Source organism: Streptomyces sp. NPDC028331 (assembly GCF_055565775.1).
Genome location: NZ_JBVHTR010000001.1, coordinates 27,232 through 47,223, shown reverse-complemented (window position 1 = coordinate 47,223; position 19,992 = coordinate 27,232). Strand labels below are relative to the sequence as shown.

The window sequence follows — 19,992 nt, the reverse complement described above, 5'->3', positions numbered from 1 at the left end:
GGGGCGGTGGAGGCACCTAGTCCTCCCTCAGGACGTACCCCACGCCGCGGACCGTGTGGATGAGAGCCGGTGCGCCCGGCTCGTCGAGCTTGCGCCGCAGGTAGCCCACGTAGACGGCGAGGTTCTTGGATCCGGGGCCGAAGTCGTAACCCCAGATGCGGTCGTAGATGGTGGCGTGGTCGAGGACGATGCCGGCGTTGCGGGCCAGCAGTTCCAGCAGGTCGAACTCGGTACGGGTGAGTTCCAGCTCGCGCTCGCCGCGCCAGGCCCGGCGCGCCTGCACGTCCATGCGCAGCCCGGCGACGGACACCTGGCCGGTGGGGGACTTGTCCTCTTCCCTGGGAGCCTCGAAGGAGCCGCCGTTGGTACGGCGCAGCAGGGCCCGGAGCCGGGCGAAGACCTCCTCGACGTCGAACGGCTTGACGACGTAGTCGTCGGCGCCCGCGTCCAGGCCGGCGATGCGGTCGGCGGTCTCGACCAGTGCCGTGAGCATCAGGATGGGGGTGCGGTCGCCCTCGGCGCGCAGTACCCGGCACACCTGGAGGCCGTCGATGCCGGGCATCATCACGTCGAGCACGAGCACGTCGGGCTTGGTGCGGTGGGCCTGGGCCAGGGCCTCCACCCCGTCGGCCACGGCGGTCACCTGGTAACCCTCCAGCGTCAGCGCGCGTTCCAGGGCATGACGGATGGCGCGGTCGTCCTCGGCGAGCAGCACTGTCTGGGTCACGCCCCCAGTCTGCCAAGGTCACAGCGGTGCACCAGCAGGTGGGTGGAGCCGGGAAGGGGCTTCTTACCCGGCTCTCACCGCCCCGGGCGCGGTGACTTACCTGGTCGGGCCACTGTGTCGGCCATGTCACGTCGCCGCGTGCCCCTCCGGGGAGGGGCACGCGGAGGCCATCGATGCGGGGCGCGGGGCGGCGGCTTCGGCCCGTCGGCCGACGGGTGGGACCCGTCGCCGGACGCCAGGGCCGGGCTCCCGGTCCCGCCGGATCCCTCAGCCCACCCGGCCCGCCGTCCCAGGGCGTGGCCGGGTGACGGGCCCGCCCGACCGGCCCCGGACCCTCCCCCCGGTCCGGACACCGGCCGACGCGGAAGGGGTGGGCCGGCACGGCACGACGGCGGCGGCCCACCCCTCACCCTCGCCCACAGCACTAGCCGCGCAGGGCGGCCAGCCGCTCCTCGAAGGGAACCACCCGGAAGCCGTGCGAAACGGTCACACCACGACCGCCGCCCACCCCGGCCACACCCTCGGCAGCGGCCTCGGGCTCGGGCTCGCGACCGGCGGGCTCCGCCGCGGACCCGACAGACTCACGCGCCGCTCCGGCAGGCTCCGGTCCGGCGGCACCGGCAGATCCCGCCACCGACCGGGCAGGCTCGCGCGCCGCTCCGGCAGGCTCCGCCACGGACCGACCGGACCCGGCCAGAAGCCCGGCCGGCTCAGCCACGCCCCCGGCAGACTCCGGCCCGGCACCGGCAGGTCCCGCCACGGACCCGACAGGCTCACCGGCCACTCCGGCAGACTCCCGCCCCGCACCGGCAGGCGCCACCACAGACCCGGCAGACTCCCGCCCGGCACCGGCAGGCTCCACCACAGACCCGGCAGACTCCCGCCCCGCCCCGTCGAACCCCTCCCGGAGGGACCCCGTCCCCATCAGCCCGGCCAGTTCCCCCGCCGCCCGTTCGATGCGTTCCGGCAGGCCCTCGGCGCCCCAGTCCTCCGACGCGGCGTAGACGCCCGTCGGGGCGACCACGGCGCGCAGGTAGGAGAAGAGCGGACGCAGCGCGTGGTCCAGGACCAGGGAGTGGCGGGCCGAGCCGCCGGTCGCGGCGATCAGGACCGGCTTGCCCACCAGCGCGTCGTTGTCCAGCACGTCGAAGAACGACTTGAACAGCCCGCTGTACGAGGCCGAGAACACCGGCGTGACGACGATCAGCCCGTCCGCCTCCGTCACGGCCTCCAGCGCGGCGGCCAGCGCCCGGCCCGGAAAGCCGTTCGTGAAGTTGTGCGCGATCTCCACGGCGAGGTCCCGCAGCTCGACGACCCGCACCGACACCGGAGCCCTGTGCTCCACCGCGGCGGCCAGCCGGTCCGCGAGCAGCCGCGTCGACGACGGCACGCTCAGCCCCGCCGAGACGACGACGAGCTTCATATGCCGCTCACCCCTTCCGTGGCGGTCTTCCCGACCGTCTCCTCGACCGTCTTCCCGGCGGTCTCCCCGGCGTCCTTCGCGGCCAGCAGCGACGCGTGCGTCGGCGCCTCCGGCACCCCGGCCGGCCGGTCCTTCGCGAACTCCTTCCGCAGCACCGGCACGACCTCCTCGCCGAGCATGTCGATCTGCTCCAGCACCGTCTTCAGCGGCAGTCCCGCGTGGTCCATCAGGAAGAGCTGCCGCTGGTAGTCCCCGGCGTACTCGCGGAAGCCCAGCGTCCGCTCGATCACCTGCTGCGGCGACCCGACGGTCAGCGGCGTCTCGGCCGTGAAGTCCTCGAGGGACGGCCCGTGCCCGTAGACGGGCGCGTTGTCGAAGTACGGCCGGAACTCGCGCACCGCGTCCTGCGAGTTCTTCCGCATGAACACCTGGCCGCCCAGTCCCACGATCGCCTGCTCCGGTGTGCCGTGCCCGTAGTGGGCGAAGCGCTCCCGGTAGAACTCGACCATGCGCTTGGTGTGGTCGGCGGGCCAGAAGATGTTGTTGTGGAAGAAGCCGTCGCCGTAGTAGGCGGCCTGCTCGGCGATCTCCGGAGAGCGGATCGAGCCGTGCCAGACGAACGGCGGTACGCCGTCCAGCGGCCGCGGCGTGGACGTGAACCCCTGCAGCGGCGTGCGGAACTTGCCCTCCCAGTCCACCACGTCCTCGCGCCACAGCCGGCGCAGCAGGGCGTAGTTCTCGATGGCGAGGTTGATGCCCTGCCGGATGTCCTGCCCGAACCACGGATACACCGGCCCGGTGTTGCCGCGCCCCATCATCAGGTCCACCCGGCCGTCCGCGAGATGCTGGAGCATCGCGTAGTCCTCGGCGATCTTCACCGGGTCGTTGGTGGTGATGAGGGTGGTGGACGTGGAGAGGATCAGCTTCTCGGTCCGCGCGGCTATGTAGCCGAGCATCGTGGTCGGGGACGACGGCACGAACGGCGGGTTGTGGTGCTCGCCGGTCGCGAAGACGTCCAGGCCGACCTCTTCCGCCTTCAGCGCGATGGCGACCATGGCCTTGATCCGCTCGCGCTCGGTCGGGGTCCGGCCCGTGGTCGGGTCCGGCGTGACATCACCGACGCTGAAGATCCCGAACTGCATGGTCGCTCACACCTTCCAGATTGTTTACGATTCAACTATACCCGCAAACGACTCCGCCCCTCTCACTATTCCGGCGCTGTCAGTGGCCCCCCTTCGATCCGGACATGGCCGCCCCACGCCGCGCACCCGAGGCATCGCCGACGCAGCGGGACCCGTCTCCCGCGTGGCCTCGCGCCACCGCGAACCGGCCGCGCCTCTGCGGCCGTATCCGGACCACTCGGCTGACCGACCGGGACCTGCGGACTGGGCGGACCGGGCGGACTGGACGGGCCCGGCGCCCTACCCGGGCCGCGCCGACCAGGCCTCGCCGGTGAGGGCTTCACGGTGGCGGTGGGCGTACCTCGGCGTACCTCTCACGGCCCACGTCCGGCACCGCGCCCCGTGACGGGACGTCGTATCAGGTCGTATCAAGCGGGTGGGCGGCGGAAGCGGTGGTCACCCCCGCGTCGCCTAGAAGGCGTACTCGTCCCCCGTCTCCAACGCGAGCACGTGCTGCCGGTCGCCGGCCGGGTCCCGTTCCGCGGCGTCGCCCCCGCGCAGGGTGTCGACCTCCAGCCGCACCTCGGCCGGCGCCCCCTCGAGCCCCACCCGCAGCCGGATCTCCCGGCCCGCACCACCCCCCGCGAGCGGACCCGTCCCGCACAGCACCGTGCTCGGATCGGCCACCGCACAGCCCTCCGGCACCTGCTGCGCACCGTCCAGGGCGCGCGAGAAGTGCAGCCGTACGGTCGCCCCGGCGACGGCGGCCCACCCGTCGTTGCGCGGGGTGAGCCGTACGTCGGCCCGGCCGCCGCTCAGGCTCACGTACCCGTGGGAGGCGAGGGCGACCCTGGGCACCGCCGCCACGGCGGACACGGCGGAACCCACCGCCAGGGCCGCCCCCAGCACGCCTGCGATCCGCTTCCGCATGGGTCACTTCCTCCGCGTCGGCCCCCGCACATCACCGCATGTATGCCACGCGCACCACGGGCCAGGCGCCGCCGGGCAGGTGAGGCGAGGACGCCCCAAGGGTCGGCGGGCGCACGGGAGACGGCGTGCGAAGGTGGCCGCATGCTGATCCTCCGCTCCGCCGCCCTGTTCCTCCTCGCCGCGCTGTTCGAGATCGGCGGCGCCTGGCTCGTCTGGCAGGGCGTACGCGAACACCGCGGATGGCTGTGGATCGGCGCGGGCGTCATGGCCCTCGGCGTCTACGGCTTCGTCGCCACATTCCAGCCGGACGCCCACTTCGGCCGCGTCCTGGCGGCGTACGGCGGTGTCTTCGTGGCCGGTTCACTGACCTGGGGCATGGTGGCGGACGGCTACCGCCCCGACCGCTGGGACGTGACCGGTGCGCTGATCTGCCTGGCCGGGATGGCCGTGATCATGTGGGCGCCGCGGGGCCACTGACCGCTCTCCGGGCACCCCGCCGTACGCCTGCCCCCGCCACCTATCCTGGGCGGAAGCCGCCGCACGACCGTCGAACGACCGCCGAGGAGTCGCCCATGACCGCCGCAGCACCCTCCGCCGCCTCCCGCATCGCCGTCGTCACGGGCGCGAGCAGCGGAATCGGCGCCGCGACGGCCCGGCAACTCGCCGAAGCCGGCTACCGCGTCGTCCTCACCGCCCGCCGCAAGGACCGCATCGAGGCGCTCGCCGAGGAACTGACGAACGCCGGGCACTCCGCGACGGCGTACGCCCTCGACGTCACCGACCGTGCCGCGGTCGACGAGTTCGCCACCGCCTTCAGGACGATCGGCGTCCTCGTCAACAACGCGGGCGGCGCGCTCGGCGCCGACCCGGTCGCGACCGGCGATCCCGAGGACTGGCGCCGGATGTACGAGACGAACGTCCTCGGCACCCTCAACGTCACCCAGGCCCTGCTTCCCGCCCTCACCGCGAGCGGCGACGGCACGGTCGTCGTGGTCTCCTCCACCGCCGGCCACGCCACCTACGAGGGCGGCGCGGGCTACGTCGCCGCCAAGCACGCCGAGCACGTCCTCGCCGAGACCCTGCGCCTGGAGATCGTCGGCACCCCGGTCCGCGTGATCGAGATCGCCCCCGGCATGGTGAAGACGGACGAGTTCGCGCTCACCCGCTTCGGCGGCGACCAGGACAAGGCGGCGAAGGTCTACGCGGGCGTCGCCGAACCCCTGACAGCGGACGACGTCGCCGACACGATCACCTGGGCGGTCACCCGCCCCAGCCACGTCAACGTCGACCTCCTGGTCGTCCGCCCCCGCGCCCAGGCCTCGAACACCAAGGTCCACAGGGACCTGTGATGCCCGACCCCGACCGCACGGCGGAACAGCGGCGCCTCTCCCTGGAGAAGAAACGCGAACGCTACGTCTGGTACTACCTGGCGTACTTCCTCTTCGGCATCCACATCGTGGCCTTCGTGATGATCTACGCGGTGAGGCACGCGAAGTGAAAGCCGGACAGCCGATGACCCCGGTCAGCCGCCAAGTCCGTCTGCGTGTCGACCACCCCGGACGGCTCACTCAGCGTCATGGGGCTGCCGGCGTCAGCCCTTCACGCAGACGACCTGCTTGAGCTTGGCCACGACCTCCACCAGGTCGCTCTGCTGCTCGATGACCTTCTCGATGGGCTTGTAGGCGCCCGGGATCTCGTCCACGACGCCGGAGTCCTTGCGGCACTCGACGCCCCGCGTCTGGTCCTCCAGGTCCTTCGCCGTGAAGCGGCGCTTCGCGGCGTTGCGGCTCATGCGCCGACCGGCGCCGTGGGAGGCCGAGTTGAAGGACTTCTCGTTGCCGAGGCCCTTGACGATGTACGAACCCGTACCCATCGAGCCCGGGATGATCCCGTACTCGCCGTCGCCGGCACGGATGGCGCCCTTGCGGGTCACCAGCAGGTCCATGCCCTCGTACCGCTCCTCCGCCACGTAGTTGTGGTGGCAGGAGATCTCCGGCTCGAACGTCGGCTTCGCCTTCTTGAACTCCTTGCGGATCACGTCCTTCAGCAGAGCCATCATGATCGTGCGGTTGTACTTGGCGTACTCCTGCGCCCAGAAGAGGTCGTTGCGGTAGGCCGCCATCTGCGGGGTGTCCGCCACGAAGACGGCGAGGTCCCGGTCGATCAGGCCCTGGTTGTGCGGGAGCTTCTGGGCCACTCCGATGTGGTGTTCGGCCAGTTCCTTGCCGATGTTGCGGGAGCCGGAGTGGAGCATCAGCCAGACGGAACCGGCTGTATCTGTGCATACTTCAACAAAATGATTTCCGGATCCGAGCGTTCCCATCTGCTTTCCAGCTCGGTCCTGACGGAATTTGACCGCATCGGCCACCCCGCCGAACCGCCCCCAGAACTCCTCCCACCCGGAGGTGGCGAAGCCGTGCAGCCTGCCCGGGTCCACCGGATCGTCATGCATTCCCCGGCCCACCGGAATCGCCTGCTCGATCTTCGAGCGCAGTCGTGACAGATCCCCCGGCAGGTCGTTCGCCGTCAGTGACGTCTTCACGGCCGACATCCCGCACCCGATGTCCACCCCCACCGCCGCCGGACACACCGCGTCCCGCATCGCGATCACCGAGCCGACCGTCGCGCCCTTGCCGTAGTGGACGTCCGGCATGACCGCCAGGCCCTTGATCCAGGGCAGCGTCGACACGTTCCGCAGTTGCTGCATCGCGGCCTCCTCGACCGTCGACGGGTCCGCCCACATGCGGATCGGGACCTTCGCCCCGGGCACCTCTACGTACGACATATCGCCCTCAACCCCCCGGAATCACAACAGAAGTCTGTAAACACAAAACCGGCGCCAAGGTCGACGTAAAGGACAACGGACCGGCGTCCACGGCAGTGCGTGCGATACACATTGTCTCCAGGGGGCCGCCCGGTGCGGCAACCGAATAAGCAGCGGCCGCACCCTGCGGAACACCGTCGAGAGGAGCCTCACCGTGCAGCGGAAGGCGTACGTACCGGGCGCCGCCGTGCTCCTCGCGGCCCTGCTGGCCGCCTGCACCGGCGGTTCCGGCGGCGGCGGCCAGGCCACGGACCCGAAGGCCGGTTCCACCACGAGCGCCGCCGCTCCGCAGCCGGGCAAGTACCGCACCCTCGCCGACGCCTGCAGTGCCGTGAGCCATGACACCCTCGGCTCGCTCCTGCCGGGCCTGACGCGGATAGCGGACCAGGAGCAGCGCGACAAGGCGTACCAGGGCGAGGCGGCCCTCACCTACAACAACGACCGCCGCTCCGGCTGCCGCTGGAAGGCGGAGTCGACCGACGCCACGGACCATCTGTTCGTCGACTTCGAGCGGGTGGTGTCGTACGACAACACGGTGTCCGACGACGACGCGGCCCACCAGGTGTACGCCACCAAGGAGCAGGCCGCGAACCTGCCGGAGCCCGGTTCCGGTTCCCCCTCGGGTTCCGGTTCGCCCTCGAGCCCGGGTCCCGGCGCCGGTTCCGGCTCCGCCTCCCCGTCGGCCTCCCCGTCCGCCTCCGCTTCCGCATCGGGCGCCGCCGGCGGTCCGGCGCCCTCCGGTTCGGCCTCGGGTTCGCCCTCCGGTTCCGCCTCGGTCTCCTCCTCCGGCAGTCCCTCGGTCACCGGGACCCCGGCCGACCTCCAGCCCCGCACCCTCGACGACCTCGGCGACGAGGCGTTCATCGACGACCGGCTGAGCACCGCCGAGCAGCGGACCGTGACTGTGGTGTTCCGCACGTCCAATGTGATCGTGACCATCGAGTACGACGAGCAGCCGGCCGCCCCCGGAACCACCCCGAGCAGCGAGGACATGCAGGACAAGGCCAGGAAACTGGCCGGACAGCTCGCCGGCTCGCTCGGCTGAGGGACCCCCTCGCGCCGCCCCAGCGAGGGAACCGAACCTCACCCCGCATGCGTCCCCACCGCGTACCGTGGCCCCTCGGAACCGTTCCGACCGCACGACCACGAGCGTCACAAGCGTCATGAGTGAAGGAACCATGCACCGACCTGCACAGCGAGACCAGGTGGTATCTCCCGCGCCGTTTGGGCAGTGGGGGGACGATCACAGTGATCAGGGCGAGCGCCGGCCGGGCCGGCGGGGTTCGCGCATGAGCCGCCTCCTCGTCTGCGCGGCCGCCGTCCCGGGGATGCTCGTCGCCGCCGGGTGTTCCTCGGGCTCCTCCGGTTCGGGCTCGGGCGGCGACGCCAAGCCGCAGGCGCAGGCGCAGGAGTCGAGCGCCCGGCCCTCGCAGAGCGCGTCGGCGAACGCCGTGCAGCCCGCCGCGTACGCGACGCTGCCCCAGCCGTGCTCGGTGCTGTCGCAGAAGACCCTGGGCGACCTGGTCCCGAAGGGTGTGAAGTCCGGCAAGGCGGGCTCGACGGACGACGCGAAGACGCGGTCGAGCTGTTCGTGGAGCAGTCTGCAGAACAACGGCGTCAAGGGCTCCCAGTTCCGGTGGCTCAACGTCTCCCTGCTGCGCTTCGAGTCGGACGCCACGCGCGGCGACGGCAACAAGCAGGCGCAGCAGTACTACGACCAGCAGGTGCAGGACGCCAAGGCGGTCGACGGCGCGAAGAACACGAAGTCGGTGCCGGTGTCCGGGGTGGGCGACGCGGCGACGGCGGTGGTGTACGACCTGAAGAAGAAGGAAGGCGACTTCAAGCAGCAGACGGTGGTGGCGCGCGTGCAGAACGTCGTGGTCACCGTCGACTACAACGGTGCGGGACTGGCCGGTGACAAGTCGCCGGACGCGGACGACCTGACCAAGGCGGCGGAGGGCGCCGTCAAGGAGGCGGTGTCCGCGGTGTCGTCGGCGAACGGTGACGGCGGCAAGGCTGCGGGCGGGTCCGCGTCGCAGGGGGCGTCGAAGAGCGCTTCGCCGTCGAAGTCGGCCTCGCCGTCCGCGTCGGCGAGCCCGTCGAAGAGCGGGTCCCCGTCGGCGTCCGCCTCGGCGAAGAGCTGAGCCGGCTGCCGCGGAACTCGGCGCGCGCACAGGGCGGTTGTGGGAGGCCGGTCCGCTGCGGATGTGGGGTCTCCCCATACCGGCCACCCGTTCACCGCACGCGTGTGCCACCCTGTTGCGCGCAACAACAGGCACTGGGAGGGGAGTACAGGTGGCCGCGCCACTGCAGTTGACACGGATGCACCGGGTTCTCATCGGCGTGGTGGTCACCGGTGCAGTCATCATCGCCGGGATCGGCTTCGCGGGTTCGTACGCGGCCGTGCGTGCGCTGGCCATCAAGAAGGGCTTCGGGAACTTCAGTTATGTGTTCCCGGTCGGCATCGACGCGGGTATCTGTGTGCTGCTGGCCCTGGACCTGCTGCTGACCTGGATCCGCATCCCCTTCCCGCTGCTGCGTCAGACGGCGTGGCTGCTGACGGCGGCGACGATCGCGTTCAACGGGGCGGCGGCGTGGCCGGACCCGCTGGGTGTGGGCATGCACGCGGTGATCCCGGTGCTGTTCGTGGTCGCGGTGGAGGCGGCCCGGCACGCGATCGGGCGGATCGCGGACATCACGGCGGACAAGCACATGGAGGGCGTCCGCCTGACCCGCTGGCTGCTGTCGCCGGTCCCGACGTTCCTGCTGTGGCGCCGGATGAAGCTGTGGGAGCTGCGGTCGTACGACCAGGTGATCAAGCTCGAGCAGGAACGTCTCGTCTACCAGGCCCGCCTGCGCTCCCGCTTCGGCCGGGCGTGGCGTCGCAAGGCCCCGGTGGAGTCGCTGATGCCGCTGAGGCTGGCGAGGTACGGCGTCCCGCTCGCGGAGACGGCTCCCGCGGGCCTGGCGGCGGCGGGCATCGAACCGGCGCTGATACCCCCGGCCCCGCAGCTCAACGCGGCTGCGGGCGGTCGTGGTGCCGGGTCGGCGGCCGGTCCGCAGTCGGCCGCACCGCTGGGCGGGCAGCGCCCGCAGCTCGAGGGCAACCAGATCCCCGGTCAGCCGGGTTACGAGGAGCCGGACGACCAGAGCCCCTGGTTCCAGGCCCAGCGGCAGATCGACTACCACGGCGGCTACGACCCGACGTACGAGCCGGAACCCCCTTACGACGACTGGTACGAGGACCAGCAGCCGGAGCAGTTCGAGCAGACCGTCCCGCAGAGGTTCCAGGCGCCCGTCCCGCAGGGCCACCAGCAGCCCGGACCCCAGGGTCCCCCGCCGGTCTCCCCGGAGGACACCGGCAGCTTCCCCATCCCCGTCGGCCCGAACCGCACCCGGGAGCTCGGCGAGGGCGGTGGCACGCCCCAGCCGGAGCCGACCGAGGACGACTACTACCAGGTCTTCCGCAAGTCGATAGACGGCAGCTTTCCCACGCCCCACCAGTTCGCCGATGCGGTACAGGCGACCTACGGCATCACTCTCCCCGCCCGAGAGGCCGACCGCATGGTGAACCGCTTCACGAACCGCTTCAACGCGGAACTGGAAGAGGACCACATCGCCTAGTGCCACTGCCTTGAGTACGTGAAGGGGGCGCCCGGTGTTCACCGGGCGCCCCCTTCAGGCGTATGCGGCGGCTCCTACTCCCCGAGCAGCTTCCGCACCCGGTCCTGCCCCACAGCGAGCAGCAGCGTGGGCAGGCGCGGGCCGGTGTCGCGGCCGACGAGCAGGTGGTACAGGAGCGCGAAGAACGACCGCTGGGCCGTCTTGATCTCCGGCGGCAGCTCCTTGGGCGTGGCGTCCGCGGAGAACCCGGCCTGGACCTTGGGCACGCCGTACACGAGGTGGGTGAGCCCGTCCAGCGACCAGTGGTCCTCCAGGCCGTCGAGCAGCAGCCGGATGGACTGCTGGGAGGGCTCGTCGAGGGACTTCAGCAGCTCGGCGTCGGGCTCGTCGCGGACGATGGTGCGCTGGTCGGCGGGGACGTGGGTGTTGATCCACGCCTCGGCCTTGTCGTACCGGGGGCGGGCCTCGTCGAGCGAGGTGAGCGGGTTGGCCGGGTCGAGGTCGGACAGGATGCGCAGCGCCTGGTCCTGGTGGCCGGCGGTGATGTCGGCGACGGACGCGAGGGTGCGGTACGGCAGCGGGCGGGGCGTCTTCGGCAGCTCGCCGGCGGCGGTGCCCACCGCGCGGGTGTAGGCGGCGACGTCGCCGGGGAGGGCGGAGCCGTCGGCGACCTTGCCCGCCAGCTTGTCCCACTCGTCGTAGAGGCGCTGGATCTCCTGGTCGAAGGCGATCTTGAAGGACTGGTTGGGCCTGCGGCGGGCGTAGAGCCAGCGCAGCAACTGGGGCTCCATGATCTGGAGGGCGTCGGCCGGGGTGGGGACGCCACCGCGGGACGACGACATCTTCGCCATGCCGGAGATGCCGACGAAGGCGTACATGGGCCCGATGGGCTGCTTGCCGCCGAAGATGCCGACGATCTGCCCGCCGACCTGGTACGACGATCCCGGCGACGAGTGGTCGACGCCGCTCGGCTCGAAGATCACGCCCTCGTAGGCCCAGCGCATCGGCCAGTCGACCTTCCAGACCAGCTTGCCGCGGTTGAACTCGCTGAGCCGGACGGTCTCCGAGAAGCCGCACGCGGTGCACGTGTACGCCATCTCGGTGGTGTCGTCGTCGTACGCGGTGACGGTGGTGAAGTCCTTGCCGCACCCGCCGCAGTACGGCTTGTACGGGAAGTAGCCGGCGGCGCCGGAGCTGCCGTCGTCCTCGGACGCGGCGCCCGAGCCCTCCTCGGCCTCCAGCTCGGCCTCGTCGACGGGCTTCTGCTGCTGCTTCTTGGCGGGCTTGGGCTTGGTGCGGTACTGGGCGAGGACCGCGTCGATCTCACCCCGGTGCTTCATCGCGTGCAGGATCTGGTCCCGGTACACGCCGGAGGTGTACTGCGCGGTCTGGCTGATGCCGTCGAACTCCACGCCCAGCTCGGCGAGCGAGGCGATCATGGCGGCCTTGAAGTGCTCGGCCCAGTTCGGGTACGCGGAGCCCTTCGGGGCCGGGACGGAGGTGAGCGGCTTGCCGATGTGCTCGGCCCACGACTCGTCCACGCCCGCGACTCCGGCCGGCACCTTCCGGTACCGGTCGTAGTCGTCCCAGGAGATCAGGTGGCGCACCTCGTACCCGCGCCGGCGGATCTCGTCGGCGACCAGGTGCGGGGTCATGACCTCGCGCAGGTTGCCCAGGTGGATGGGGCCGGACGGCGACAGCCCGGACGCGACGACGACCGGTTTGCCCGGGGCCCGACGCTCCGACTCCTCGATGACCTCATCCGCGAAACGGGAGACCCAGTCGGTGGTCTCGGTGCTCTGAGCCACGATCGGCACGTCCTCTTTTTCTGAAGGTTCTCCACGAGCAGCCGGTACGGTCGCACGGCTGACCGCTCCATTGTCCCAGGCTGCGGCACATCCACGAAAACGCCTTTTCAAGGCGTTGGACGGGTGGACGCGGCCCGCCGTTCACCGGGCGAGGGGAAAAATTCGCTTTACCCCGCATGGGATACTGGCCGTGACTGTCCATCCCCACGAGGAGAACGGCACCCATTCCTATGGCCTCGGTCACGTCCCTCACGTCCGCCGTCCACCAGCGCCTCGCGTCCGCCCTCTCGGCTGCCCTGCCCGAGGCCGCCGATGCGGACCCGCTGCTGCGACGCAGCGACCGGGCGGACTTCCAGGCCAACGGGATCCTGGCGCTGGCGAAGAAGGCGAAGGCCAACCCGCGGGAGCTGGCGACCCAGGTCGTCGGCCGGGTGGTCACCGGTGACGTGATCGGGGACATCGAGGTCTCGGGCCCCGGCTTCCTCAACATCACGGTCACGGACCAGGCCATCACCGAGAACCTCGCCGCCCGCGCCGCCGACCCCGAGGGCCGCCTCGGCGTGCCGTACACCGAGCAGCCGGGCACCACGGTGATCGACTACGCCCAGCCGAACGTGGCGAAGGAGATGCACGTCGGCCACCTGCGTTCGGCGGTGATCGGCGACTCGGTCGTCAAGCTGCTCGAGTTCACCGGCGAGACGGTGATCCGCCGGCACCACATCGGCGACTGGGGCACCCAGTTCGGCATGCTCATCCAGTACCTGGACGAGCACCCGCACGAGCTGGACCACAAGGCGTCCGCCGAGGACACCGCGGCCTCCGGCGAGGAGGCGATGTCGAACCTCGACCGGCTCTACAAGGCCGCGCGCAAGCTGTTCGACTCCGACGAGGAGTTCAAGACGCGGGCCCGGCGCCGGGTGGTCGACCTCCAGGCCGGCGATCCGCACACGCTCGCCATGTGGCAGAAGTTCGTCGACGAGTCGAAGATCTACTTCTTCTCGGTCTTCGAGAAGCTGGACATGGAGATCCGGGACCCCGACATCGTCGGCGAGTCCGGCTACAACGACATGCTGGCCGAGACCTGCCGCCTCCTGGAGGAGTCGGGCGTCGCGGTCCGCTCCGAGGGCGCGCTGTGCGTCTTCTTCGACGACATCAAGGGCCCCGACGGCAAGCCGGTCCCGCTGATCGTGCAGAAGTCGGACGGCGGCTACGGCTACGCGGCGACGGACCTGTCCGCGATCCGGGACCGCGTCTTCAACCTGAAGGCGAACTCGATCATCTACGTCGTGGACGCCCGCCAGTCCCTGCACTTCAAGATGGTCTTCGAGACGGCGCGCAGGGCCGGCTGGCTGAACGAGGGCGTGAAGGCCTACCAGCTCGCCTTCGGCACGGTCCTCGGCAAGGACGGCAAGCCGTTCAAGACCCGTGAGGGCGAGACGGTGCGGCTGGTCGACCTGCTGGACGAGGCGATCGAGCGCGCCTCCGCCGTCGTACGGGAGAAGGCGCAGGACCTGTCCGAGGAGGAGATCGCCGAGCGGGGCGCCCAGGTGGGCATCGGCGCGGTGAAGTACGCGGACCTGTCGACGTCGGCGAACCGGGACTACAAGTTCGACCTGGACCAGATGGTCTCGCTGAACGGCGACACGTCGGTGTACCTCCAGTACGCGTACGCCCGTATCCAGTCGATCCTGCGCAAGGCGGGCGACGTGCGGCCGTCCGCGCATCCGGAGCTGGCGCTGACGGACGCGGAGCGGGCGCTCGGCCTGCACGCGGACGCCTTCGCGGAGGTCGTGGCGGAGGCGGCGGCGGAGTACGCCCCGCACAAGATGGCGGCCTACCTCTACCAGCTCGCGTCGCTGTACACGTCGTTCTACGACAAGTGTCCGGTGCTGAGGGCCGAGACGCCCGAGCAGGTCGAGAACCGGCTGTTCCTGTGCGACGTCACGGCCCGGACGCTGCACCAGGGGATGGCGCTGCTGGGCATCCGGACGCCCGAGCGGCTCTGAGCCCCCCCATGCCGGGGCCGCGGCCCGTCCTCTCCCCCGTGGGGAGGACGGGCCGCGGCGTCTCAGGCAGGGCGACTCCCGCGGCGGGCCGTCAGGCGTAGTGGGTGGCGAACCACTTGAAGGCGGCCTTGGTGTCCTTCCCGGCGATTCCGTCGATCTTGCCCTTGTAGCCGCAGTACTTCTTCAGCATGCGCTGCAGCGCCTTCACCGTGTCGCTGCCGACGACGCCGTCGATCTTCTTGTTGTAGCCCCAGTACTTGTGCAGGTAGCGCTGCATGGCCTTCCAGCTCTCGGTGCCGAGCCGGCCGTCGATGGCTCCCTTGTAGCCCCAGTCCCTCTTCAGCACCCGCTGGATGCGCTTGGCCTCGTTCGTGTTCAGGCCGAGGTTGTTCACCGCCTGCGCGGAGACGGCCTGGGCGCTGATCGCCGGCTTGGCGGCCGGCGCGGAGGCGGCGAAGCCCGCGGTCGCACCCGCGAGGCTTCCGGCGGTGATCCCGGCGACGGCGGTGGCGGCCACGAGGGTCCTCGCCATGAGGTTCGGTCGCATGCGTGTCCCTTTCGGGTGATCGGGTGGCGCCTGTCGTGGTGGGCGCCGCTGGCCACTCGAGAGTGCGGGACGGGCGGCGGGGACCGCCACGACCGCCGGGCATGTGACGTCGTCGTGGGACGTCCCGGGCGCTGGCCTGCGGGGACGCGTCCCGGCGGGGCGCTTCGGCGGGACGCGTCGGCGCGCGGCGAGGAGGCACGGATGTGGTGGGCGGGTGGCCTATTCGGTGCCGGTGCGGGAACCGATGTATGGGGTGCGCCGTGAAAGTTCGTGCAGAATGCGGCGGAACGGGGACCGGCCGATGACCACGGTCCCGGGACGCGAGGGGGAACATGTCGCGTTGGAAGGCGCTGCCCGCGGACCTGGATCCGCGTGTGCGGCAGTTGGTGGTCCGGTTACGGCGGCTGAAGGACCACGGCGATCTGAGCATGCACCGGCTGGCGGCGAAGACCGGATACAGCCGGAAGTCGTGGGAGCGGTATCTGAACGGCAGGTCGTTGCCGCCCCGGGAGGCCGTGGAGGCGTTGGCCAGGGTCGGCGGCGAGGATCCGACACGGCTGCTCGTCCTGCGCGAACTGGCCGCGGAGGCCTGGGAGAACCAGCGCCGGGGCCCCTCGGCGGCGGAGGCGGACGGGGAGGTACCGCCGCCGGCGGACGAGGAGACCCCGTCCACGGCGGACGGCGCCGCCCCGTCCACGGCGGACGGCGAGGCCCGGTCCACGGCGGAGGACGCGGCGGCGCGGCGGCCCCACGGACGTTCGTTGCGCATCGCGGTGGTGGCGGGGGCCGTGGCCCTGGTGCTGGCCGTCGTCTCGGCGGTCCTCTTGGCCGTGCGCCTCACGGACCACGGCACCGACGACCGGAACACGGCGAGCTCGTCCGGTTCCTCGGCCCCCGCCGCACCGGCCTCGGGGTCGGCGCCCACGTACGCCTGCCGCATCCAGCGGATCGACGGCCGCTGGTACGCGGGCAACAGCCGTACGCAGGACGCGATCCTGGCCCAGGGCCTGGCGGGGCCGGACGTGGCCGAGGCGCAGTGCCTGCTGCGCCGGGCGGGCCTCTCCCCGGGGGGCGTCGACGGCGTCTACGGACCGCTGACCGAGCGCGCGGTCAAGGACCTGCAGAAGCGGGCCGGTCTGCCCCCGGACGGGATCGTCGGCCCGCACACCTGGGGGGCGCTGCGCAAATGACCCGGCCGACGGGGACGCAGGGGACGACGTCCGCGGAGCGGGCGCGGCTGGCCGCCGAGCTGCGCGAGCTGAAGGCACGCACCGGTCTGAGCCTGGCCCGTCTGGAGGAACGCACCCCGTACAGCAAGTCGTCCTGGGAGCGCTATCTCAACGGCAAGACGCTGCCGCCGCGCCAGGCCGTCCTCGACCTGTGCCGCCTCGCCCGCGAACCCGTCGGCCGCGCTCTGGCCCTGTGGGAGCTGGCGGAGTCGGAGACGAGCGGACGCGCCCGCGAGGAGAGGCCGCCCACGGCCCCGGCACAGCAGCCTGCCCCGCCCGCGCCTGCGGCATCGCCCCCTTCTCCGGCCCCGGACACCGGCACCGCCCCGGACCCGGCGAAGGAAACCGGTCACGCCGTCCGGAAGGGCGCGGCCGCCGCGGTGCTCGCCGCCGTGTGCGCCGTCGCCACCGGAGTCGTCGCCCTGGCCCTCTTCGTACTGCCGCACCCGGGCGGTGGCCCGCGGACGTTCCCGTCCCCGCCCCGACCGGTCCTGGCCCCGCTGTGCGGGGGTACCACCTGCGAGGGCGGGAACCCGCTGGCCCTGCACTGCGGCCCCCACCCGGACACCCTGGTCTCGCACCACACCACCGCGGGCATCGGCATGGAGTTGCGCTACAGCCGGGAGTGCGGTGCGAGTTGGGCCCGCGTGTGGGGAACCCACGTCGGCGACCGGATCGAGGTGTCCGCGGCCGGGCGTACCCAGTCCGCCCGGGTCAGGGACGCCGACGACGCGGAGGACTACGTCTACACGCCCATGACCGCCACCCGCCCCGGCACCGCCGTCCGGGCGTGCTTCCGTCCGGCGGCGGGCGGGCGACCGGAGTGCGTGGACGGTCACGTGCCGGCGTCTGCGCCCAGCCCTGCGGGCCGGCAATACGGATGACCGGCTGGGCCGGTCGCGTCCACTGAGGTGGTGTGCCTGCGTACTGCGACACATCCGGGAAAAGTGTCGCACCGGCGGAGTCAACCGCCTGCCCACAGCGGCGACACGAACTCGCACCACACCACCTTGCCCGGGTCCCGCTCCCCGACCCCCCACTTGTCCGAGAGCGCCGCCACCAGCAGCAGCCCCCGGCCGCCCTCGTCCGCCTCCAGCGCGATGCGCGGCTCACCGGGACCGCTGTCGTGCACCTCCACCCGCAGTACCGCGCCGTCGTACCGCAGGAACAGCCGGAAGCAACGGCCCGGCGGCACGCCGTGCACCAGCGCGTTCGTCGCCAACTCGCTCACACACAACAGCACGTCGCCGCTCCGCTCGGTCTCCGCGAGCCCCCAGCCGGCCAGCACCTCGTACGCGAACTGCCGTGCGGCCGGGACGGATCGGCGCTCCCGCCGGAAGAACCTCTCGCGCAGGGGCGGGAGTTGGATCATCTCGTTCACGGGACGAGTGTTGCGGAGAGTCACTACCGTGGATCACCGAGTAAACCCGTACGGAATTTCTGTACGGGTTCGTTCGAGGTCGCGCACGAGCACGGGTGGGGAGTTGGACCGGCATGACCTCCAGGAAGCCGCCACGGAAGAAGAACGTCTCGGCCATGAGGATGCTGGGCGTCCAACTCGGCACGGCCCGCCGCGCGGCGGGCCACACGCAAGGGTCTCTGGCCAGGGAGCTCATGGTCGACGAGGAGACCATCGCGTCCATCGAGCAGGGACGACGTCCGTTGAAGCCGGATCTGGCCGAGGCGCTGGACCAACTTCTCGGAACTAAAGGGTTGTTGGCGGCCGGGGTGGCCAACCTTCCCGAGATCGACCAGTTCCCGATGTGGGCCGAGCTGTACGTCCATCACGAGAGCGAGGCCATTGCCTTGTCGTGGTACGACGCCCTGGTCGTGCCCGGCCTGCTTCAGACGGAGGCGTACGCTCGAGCGCTGCTGAGCAGCCGCGTTCCTCCGTACGACGAGGACGAGTTGGCGACGAGGATCGCGGCCCGCCTCAGCCGCCAGGAGATCCTGCATCGCAAGGTTCCGCCGACGCTCAGCTTCGTCATCTGGGAGCCCGCTCTCCGCATGCCCACCGGGGGACGCGAGACCCACCTCGCGCAGCTACGGTGCCTGCGCGAGTACTCCGAATTCCCGGGCCTCTCCCTCCAGGTCCTGCCGTTGAACCGCACGTCACACGCCGGCGACGCAGGCCCGTTCACCCTCCTGGAGACGCCCGACCACCAGCACCTCGCCTACACCGAGTCCCAGCGCGGCAGCCAGTGGGTCTCCGACCCGGATGAGGTGTCCATCCTTACGCGCAAATATGCGATGCTGCGAACGCAGGCCCTCACCATTGAGGACTCCAGAAGCCTGCTGGACCGTCTGCTAGGAGAGCAATGAGCCCCACACTTCAGTGGTTCAAGTCCAGCTACAGCAGCAGCGAAGGCGGCCAGTGCCTGGAAGTCGCCTTCACCGCCCCCCAGTCCCACGACGACGCGGCGGTCCGCATCCGCGACTCCAAGAACCCGGCCGGCCCCACCCTCCAGGTCTCCCCCGCCACCTGGGCCGCTTTCACCACGTACGCGGCGGCCCGCTAGGCGACAGCCGTCAGCTCAGCCCCTTCCCCAGCCTCCGCAGCCCCTCCTGGATCTCCTCGGGCGTGTGCGTGACGAAGCACAGGCGCAGGGTCGAGCGGTCCGGCGCGTCGGCGTAGAACGGCGCGCCCGGGACGTACGCCACGTCCTCCGCCACCACCCGCGGCAGCAGCGCCGTGCTGTCGTGGCCCTCGGGGAGCCGCGCCCAGAGGAACATGCCGCCCTCGGGGCGGTTCCAGACGGAGCCCTCGGGCAGGGCGTCCGCGAGGCCGGTGAGCATCGCGTCGCGGCGTTCGCGGTAGACCGCGGCCACCCGGGCGACGTGTGCGTCGAGGTCACGGTCCGCCAGGTACCGTGCCGCGGCGAGCTGGTTGACGGTCGGCGTGTGCAGGTCCGCGGCCTGCTTGGCGATCGCGCAGGCCCGCCGCAGTGCCGAGGGCGCCCGCAGCCAGCCCAGGCGCAGCCCGGGGGCCATCACCTTGGAGAAGGAGCCGAGGAGCACCGCGCGGTCGTGGGCGTCCTCGTAGGAGGCGATCCACGGCACCCGCTCGCCCTCGAAGCGCAGCTCCCCGTACGGGTCGTCCTCGACGACCCACAGGCCGTGCCGGGCCGCGACACGGGCGATGGCGGCGCGGCGGTCGGCGGGCAGGGTGCGGCCGGTGGGGTTCTGGAAGGTGGGGACGGTGTAGAGCAGCTTGGGGCGCTCCCGCTGCACCAGTTCCGCCAGCGCGTCCGGGTCGATGCCGTGTTCGTCGCCGGGGACGGCGAGGACCCTCGCGCCCGCGAAGCCGAAGGCCTGGAGGGCGGCGAGATAGCACGGGTTCTCGACCAGCACGGTGTCGCCGGGCTCCAGCAGGGCGGTCGCGAGCAGGGAGAGGGCCTGCTGGGAGCCGGTGGTGACGAGCAGGTCGTCGGGGCCGGTGGTGAGGCCGCGCGCGGTGGTGCGGTCGGCGAGCGCGGCGCGCAGGGCCGGTTCGCCCTCGGTGGTGGAGTACTGGAGTGCCCGCTGCGGGACCTCCGTCAGCACGGCCTGGAACGCGGCGGCGACGCCCTCGCTGTCGAAGAGCCCGGGGGCGGGCAGACCGCCCGCGAAGTTGACGACTTCCGGACGCGCGGTGACGGCGAGGATGTCCCGAACGGGGGAACCGCCGACGGAGGCGACCCGGGCGGCGAACGCGGGCTGTGGCGGGCCGCTGGGCCTGCTGTCGCTGGAGGTCACGGGGGCGGCTCCTCATAC

Annotated in this window: 19 protein-coding genes and 1 pseudogene; 11 read left to right on the top strand and 9 right to left on the bottom strand. The window is 71.5% G+C overall.

The window, feature by feature from the left end:
* Window positions 1-16: 16 nt before the first annotated feature.
* The 4 genes and pseudogenes from ACZ4SW_RS00235 to ACZ4SW_RS00220 form a co-directional block, all read right to left on the bottom strand.
* Window positions 17-715, bottom strand: a complete 699-nt coding sequence (locus ACZ4SW_RS00235) for a response regulator transcription factor (RefSeq protein ID WP_468236662.1) — start codon at window positions 713-715, stop codon at window positions 17-19.
* A 934-nt stretch (window positions 716-1,649) separates the two neighbouring features.
* Window positions 1,650-2,150, bottom strand: a pseudogene (locus ACZ4SW_RS00230) (FMN reductase); the annotation flags it as partial.
* On the bottom strand, window positions 2,147-3,292 hold the full coding sequence (locus ACZ4SW_RS00225; RefSeq protein WP_468235879.1) for an LLM class flavin-dependent oxidoreductase: 1,146 nt from the start codon (window positions 3,290-3,292) through the stop codon (window positions 2,147-2,149). The gene ACZ4SW_RS00225 and the pseudogene ACZ4SW_RS00230, both read right to left, overlap by 4 nt.
* A 450-nt stretch (window positions 3,293-3,742) precedes the next feature.
* The gene (locus tag ACZ4SW_RS00220; RefSeq protein WP_468235877.1) at window positions 3,743-4,201 is read right to left on the bottom strand and encodes a hypothetical protein; all 459 of its coding nucleotides are present in this window, start codon (window positions 4,199-4,201) and stop codon (window positions 3,743-3,745) included.
* 141 nt (window positions 4,202-4,342) lie between these two features.
* On the opposite strand from ACZ4SW_RS00220, the gene ACZ4SW_RS00215 reads away from it, so the two are divergent.
* The 3 genes from ACZ4SW_RS00215 (at window position 4,343) to ACZ4SW_RS00205 (ending at window position 5,699) form a co-directional block, all read left to right on the top strand.
* The gene (locus ACZ4SW_RS00215; protein WP_468235875.1) at window positions 4,343-4,678 is read left to right on the top strand and encodes a YnfA family protein; all 336 of its coding nucleotides are present in this window, start codon (window positions 4,343-4,345) and stop codon (window positions 4,676-4,678) included.
* 95 nt (window positions 4,679-4,773) lie between these two features.
* Entirely contained in the window at window positions 4,774-5,550 is a 777-nt protein-coding gene (locus ACZ4SW_RS00210; RefSeq protein WP_468235872.1) for an SDR family NAD(P)-dependent oxidoreductase, read from the top strand.
* Window positions 5,550-5,699, top strand: a complete 150-nt coding sequence (locus ACZ4SW_RS00205) for a hypothetical protein (RefSeq protein WP_468235870.1) — start codon at window positions 5,550-5,552, stop codon at window positions 5,697-5,699. Before ACZ4SW_RS00210 ends, ACZ4SW_RS00205 begins: the two co-directional genes overlap by 1 nt.
* 93 nt (window positions 5,700-5,792) lie before the next feature.
* Here ACZ4SW_RS00205 and ACZ4SW_RS00200 read toward each other — a convergent pair whose 3' ends face one another.
* A complete protein-coding gene (locus tag ACZ4SW_RS00200) occupies window positions 5,793-6,986 on the bottom strand; it encodes an RtcB family protein (protein ID WP_468235868.1) in 1,194 nt (397 codons plus the stop codon).
* A gap of 193 nt (window positions 6,987-7,179) precedes the next feature.
* Between ACZ4SW_RS00200 and ACZ4SW_RS00195 the strand changes: the two genes are divergently transcribed.
* The 3 genes from ACZ4SW_RS00195 to ACZ4SW_RS00185 all read left to right on the top strand — a co-directional run bounded on the left by ACZ4SW_RS00195 (window position 7,180) and on the right by ACZ4SW_RS00185 (window position 10,649).
* Window positions 7,180-8,070 carry a DUF3558 domain-containing protein gene (locus ACZ4SW_RS00195; protein ID WP_468235865.1) on the top strand — a complete coding sequence of 297 codons (891 nt, stop codon included), beginning with the start codon at window positions 7,180-7,182 and terminating at the stop codon, window positions 8,068-8,070.
* A 118-nt stretch (window positions 8,071-8,188) separates the two neighbouring features.
* Complete coding sequence (locus tag ACZ4SW_RS00190; RefSeq protein WP_468235863.1) at window positions 8,189-9,169, top strand: DUF3558 family protein; 981 nt, start codon at window positions 8,189-8,191, stop codon at window positions 9,167-9,169.
* A 178-nt stretch (window positions 9,170-9,347) separates the two neighbouring features.
* A complete protein-coding gene (locus tag ACZ4SW_RS00185) occupies window positions 9,348-10,649 on the top strand; it encodes a DUF2637 domain-containing protein (RefSeq protein WP_468236660.1) in 1,302 nt (433 codons plus the stop codon).
* A 74-nt stretch (window positions 10,650-10,723) separates the two neighbouring features.
* Here the strand turns inward: ACZ4SW_RS00185 and lysS are convergent, their stop codons facing one another.
* Window positions 10,724-12,466, bottom strand: coding sequence for a lysine--tRNA ligase (gene lysS, locus ACZ4SW_RS00180; protein WP_468235861.1), 1,743 nt, complete (start codon window positions 12,464-12,466; stop codon window positions 10,724-10,726).
* 221 nt (window positions 12,467-12,687) lie between these two features.
* Here lysS and argS point away from each other — a divergent pair, with 221 nt between their 5' ends.
* Window positions 12,688-14,463, top strand: a complete 1,776-nt coding sequence (argS, locus tag ACZ4SW_RS00175; protein ID WP_468235859.1) for an arginine--tRNA ligase — start codon at window positions 12,688-12,690, stop codon at window positions 14,461-14,463.
* A 91-nt stretch (window positions 14,464-14,554) separates the two neighbouring features.
* Here the strand turns inward: argS and ACZ4SW_RS00170 are convergent, their stop codons facing one another.
* A complete protein-coding gene (locus ACZ4SW_RS00170) occupies window positions 14,555-15,010 on the bottom strand; it encodes a peptidoglycan-binding domain-containing protein (RefSeq protein WP_468235856.1) in 456 nt (151 codons plus the stop codon).
* Between the two features lie 332 nt (window positions 15,011-15,342).
* Here ACZ4SW_RS00170 and ACZ4SW_RS00165 point away from each other — a divergent pair, with 332 nt between their 5' ends.
* Complete coding sequence (locus ACZ4SW_RS00165; RefSeq protein ID WP_468235853.1) at window positions 15,343-16,200, top strand: peptidoglycan-binding protein; 858 nt, start codon at window positions 15,343-15,345, stop codon at window positions 16,198-16,200.
* Window positions 16,197-17,123 carry a helix-turn-helix domain-containing protein gene (locus ACZ4SW_RS00160; RefSeq protein ID WP_468235851.1) on the top strand — a complete coding sequence of 309 codons (927 nt, stop codon included), beginning with the start codon at window positions 16,197-16,199 and terminating at the stop codon, window positions 17,121-17,123. Before ACZ4SW_RS00165 ends, ACZ4SW_RS00160 begins: the two co-directional genes overlap by 4 nt.
* 80 nt (window positions 17,124-17,203) lie before the next feature.
* On the opposite strand, the gene ACZ4SW_RS00155 is transcribed toward ACZ4SW_RS00160, so the two are convergent.
* Entirely contained in the window at window positions 17,204-17,620 is a 417-nt protein-coding gene (locus ACZ4SW_RS00155) for an ATP-binding protein (RefSeq protein ID WP_468235848.1), read from the bottom strand.
* 113 nt (window positions 17,621-17,733) lie between these two features.
* Here ACZ4SW_RS00155 and ACZ4SW_RS00150 point away from each other — a divergent pair, with 113 nt between their 5' ends.
* Both ACZ4SW_RS00150 and ACZ4SW_RS00145 read left to right on the top strand, forming a co-directional pair.
* On the top strand, window positions 17,734-18,561 hold the full coding sequence (locus tag ACZ4SW_RS00150; protein WP_468235845.1) for a helix-turn-helix domain-containing protein: 828 nt from the start codon (window positions 17,734-17,736) through the stop codon (window positions 18,559-18,561).
* The gene (locus tag ACZ4SW_RS00145) at window positions 18,558-18,758 is read left to right on the top strand and encodes a DUF397 domain-containing protein (protein ID WP_468235843.1); all 201 of its coding nucleotides are present in this window, start codon (window positions 18,558-18,560) and stop codon (window positions 18,756-18,758) included. The genes ACZ4SW_RS00150 and ACZ4SW_RS00145 overlap by 4 nt, the downstream gene beginning before the upstream one ends.
* A gap of 10 nt (window positions 18,759-18,768) precedes the next feature.
* On the opposite strand, the gene ACZ4SW_RS00140 is transcribed toward ACZ4SW_RS00145, so the two are convergent.
* Window positions 18,769-19,974, bottom strand: a complete 1,206-nt coding sequence (locus ACZ4SW_RS00140) for an aminotransferase-like domain-containing protein (protein WP_468235840.1) — start codon at window positions 19,972-19,974, stop codon at window positions 18,769-18,771.
* Window positions 19,975-19,992 lie beyond the last annotated feature (18 nt).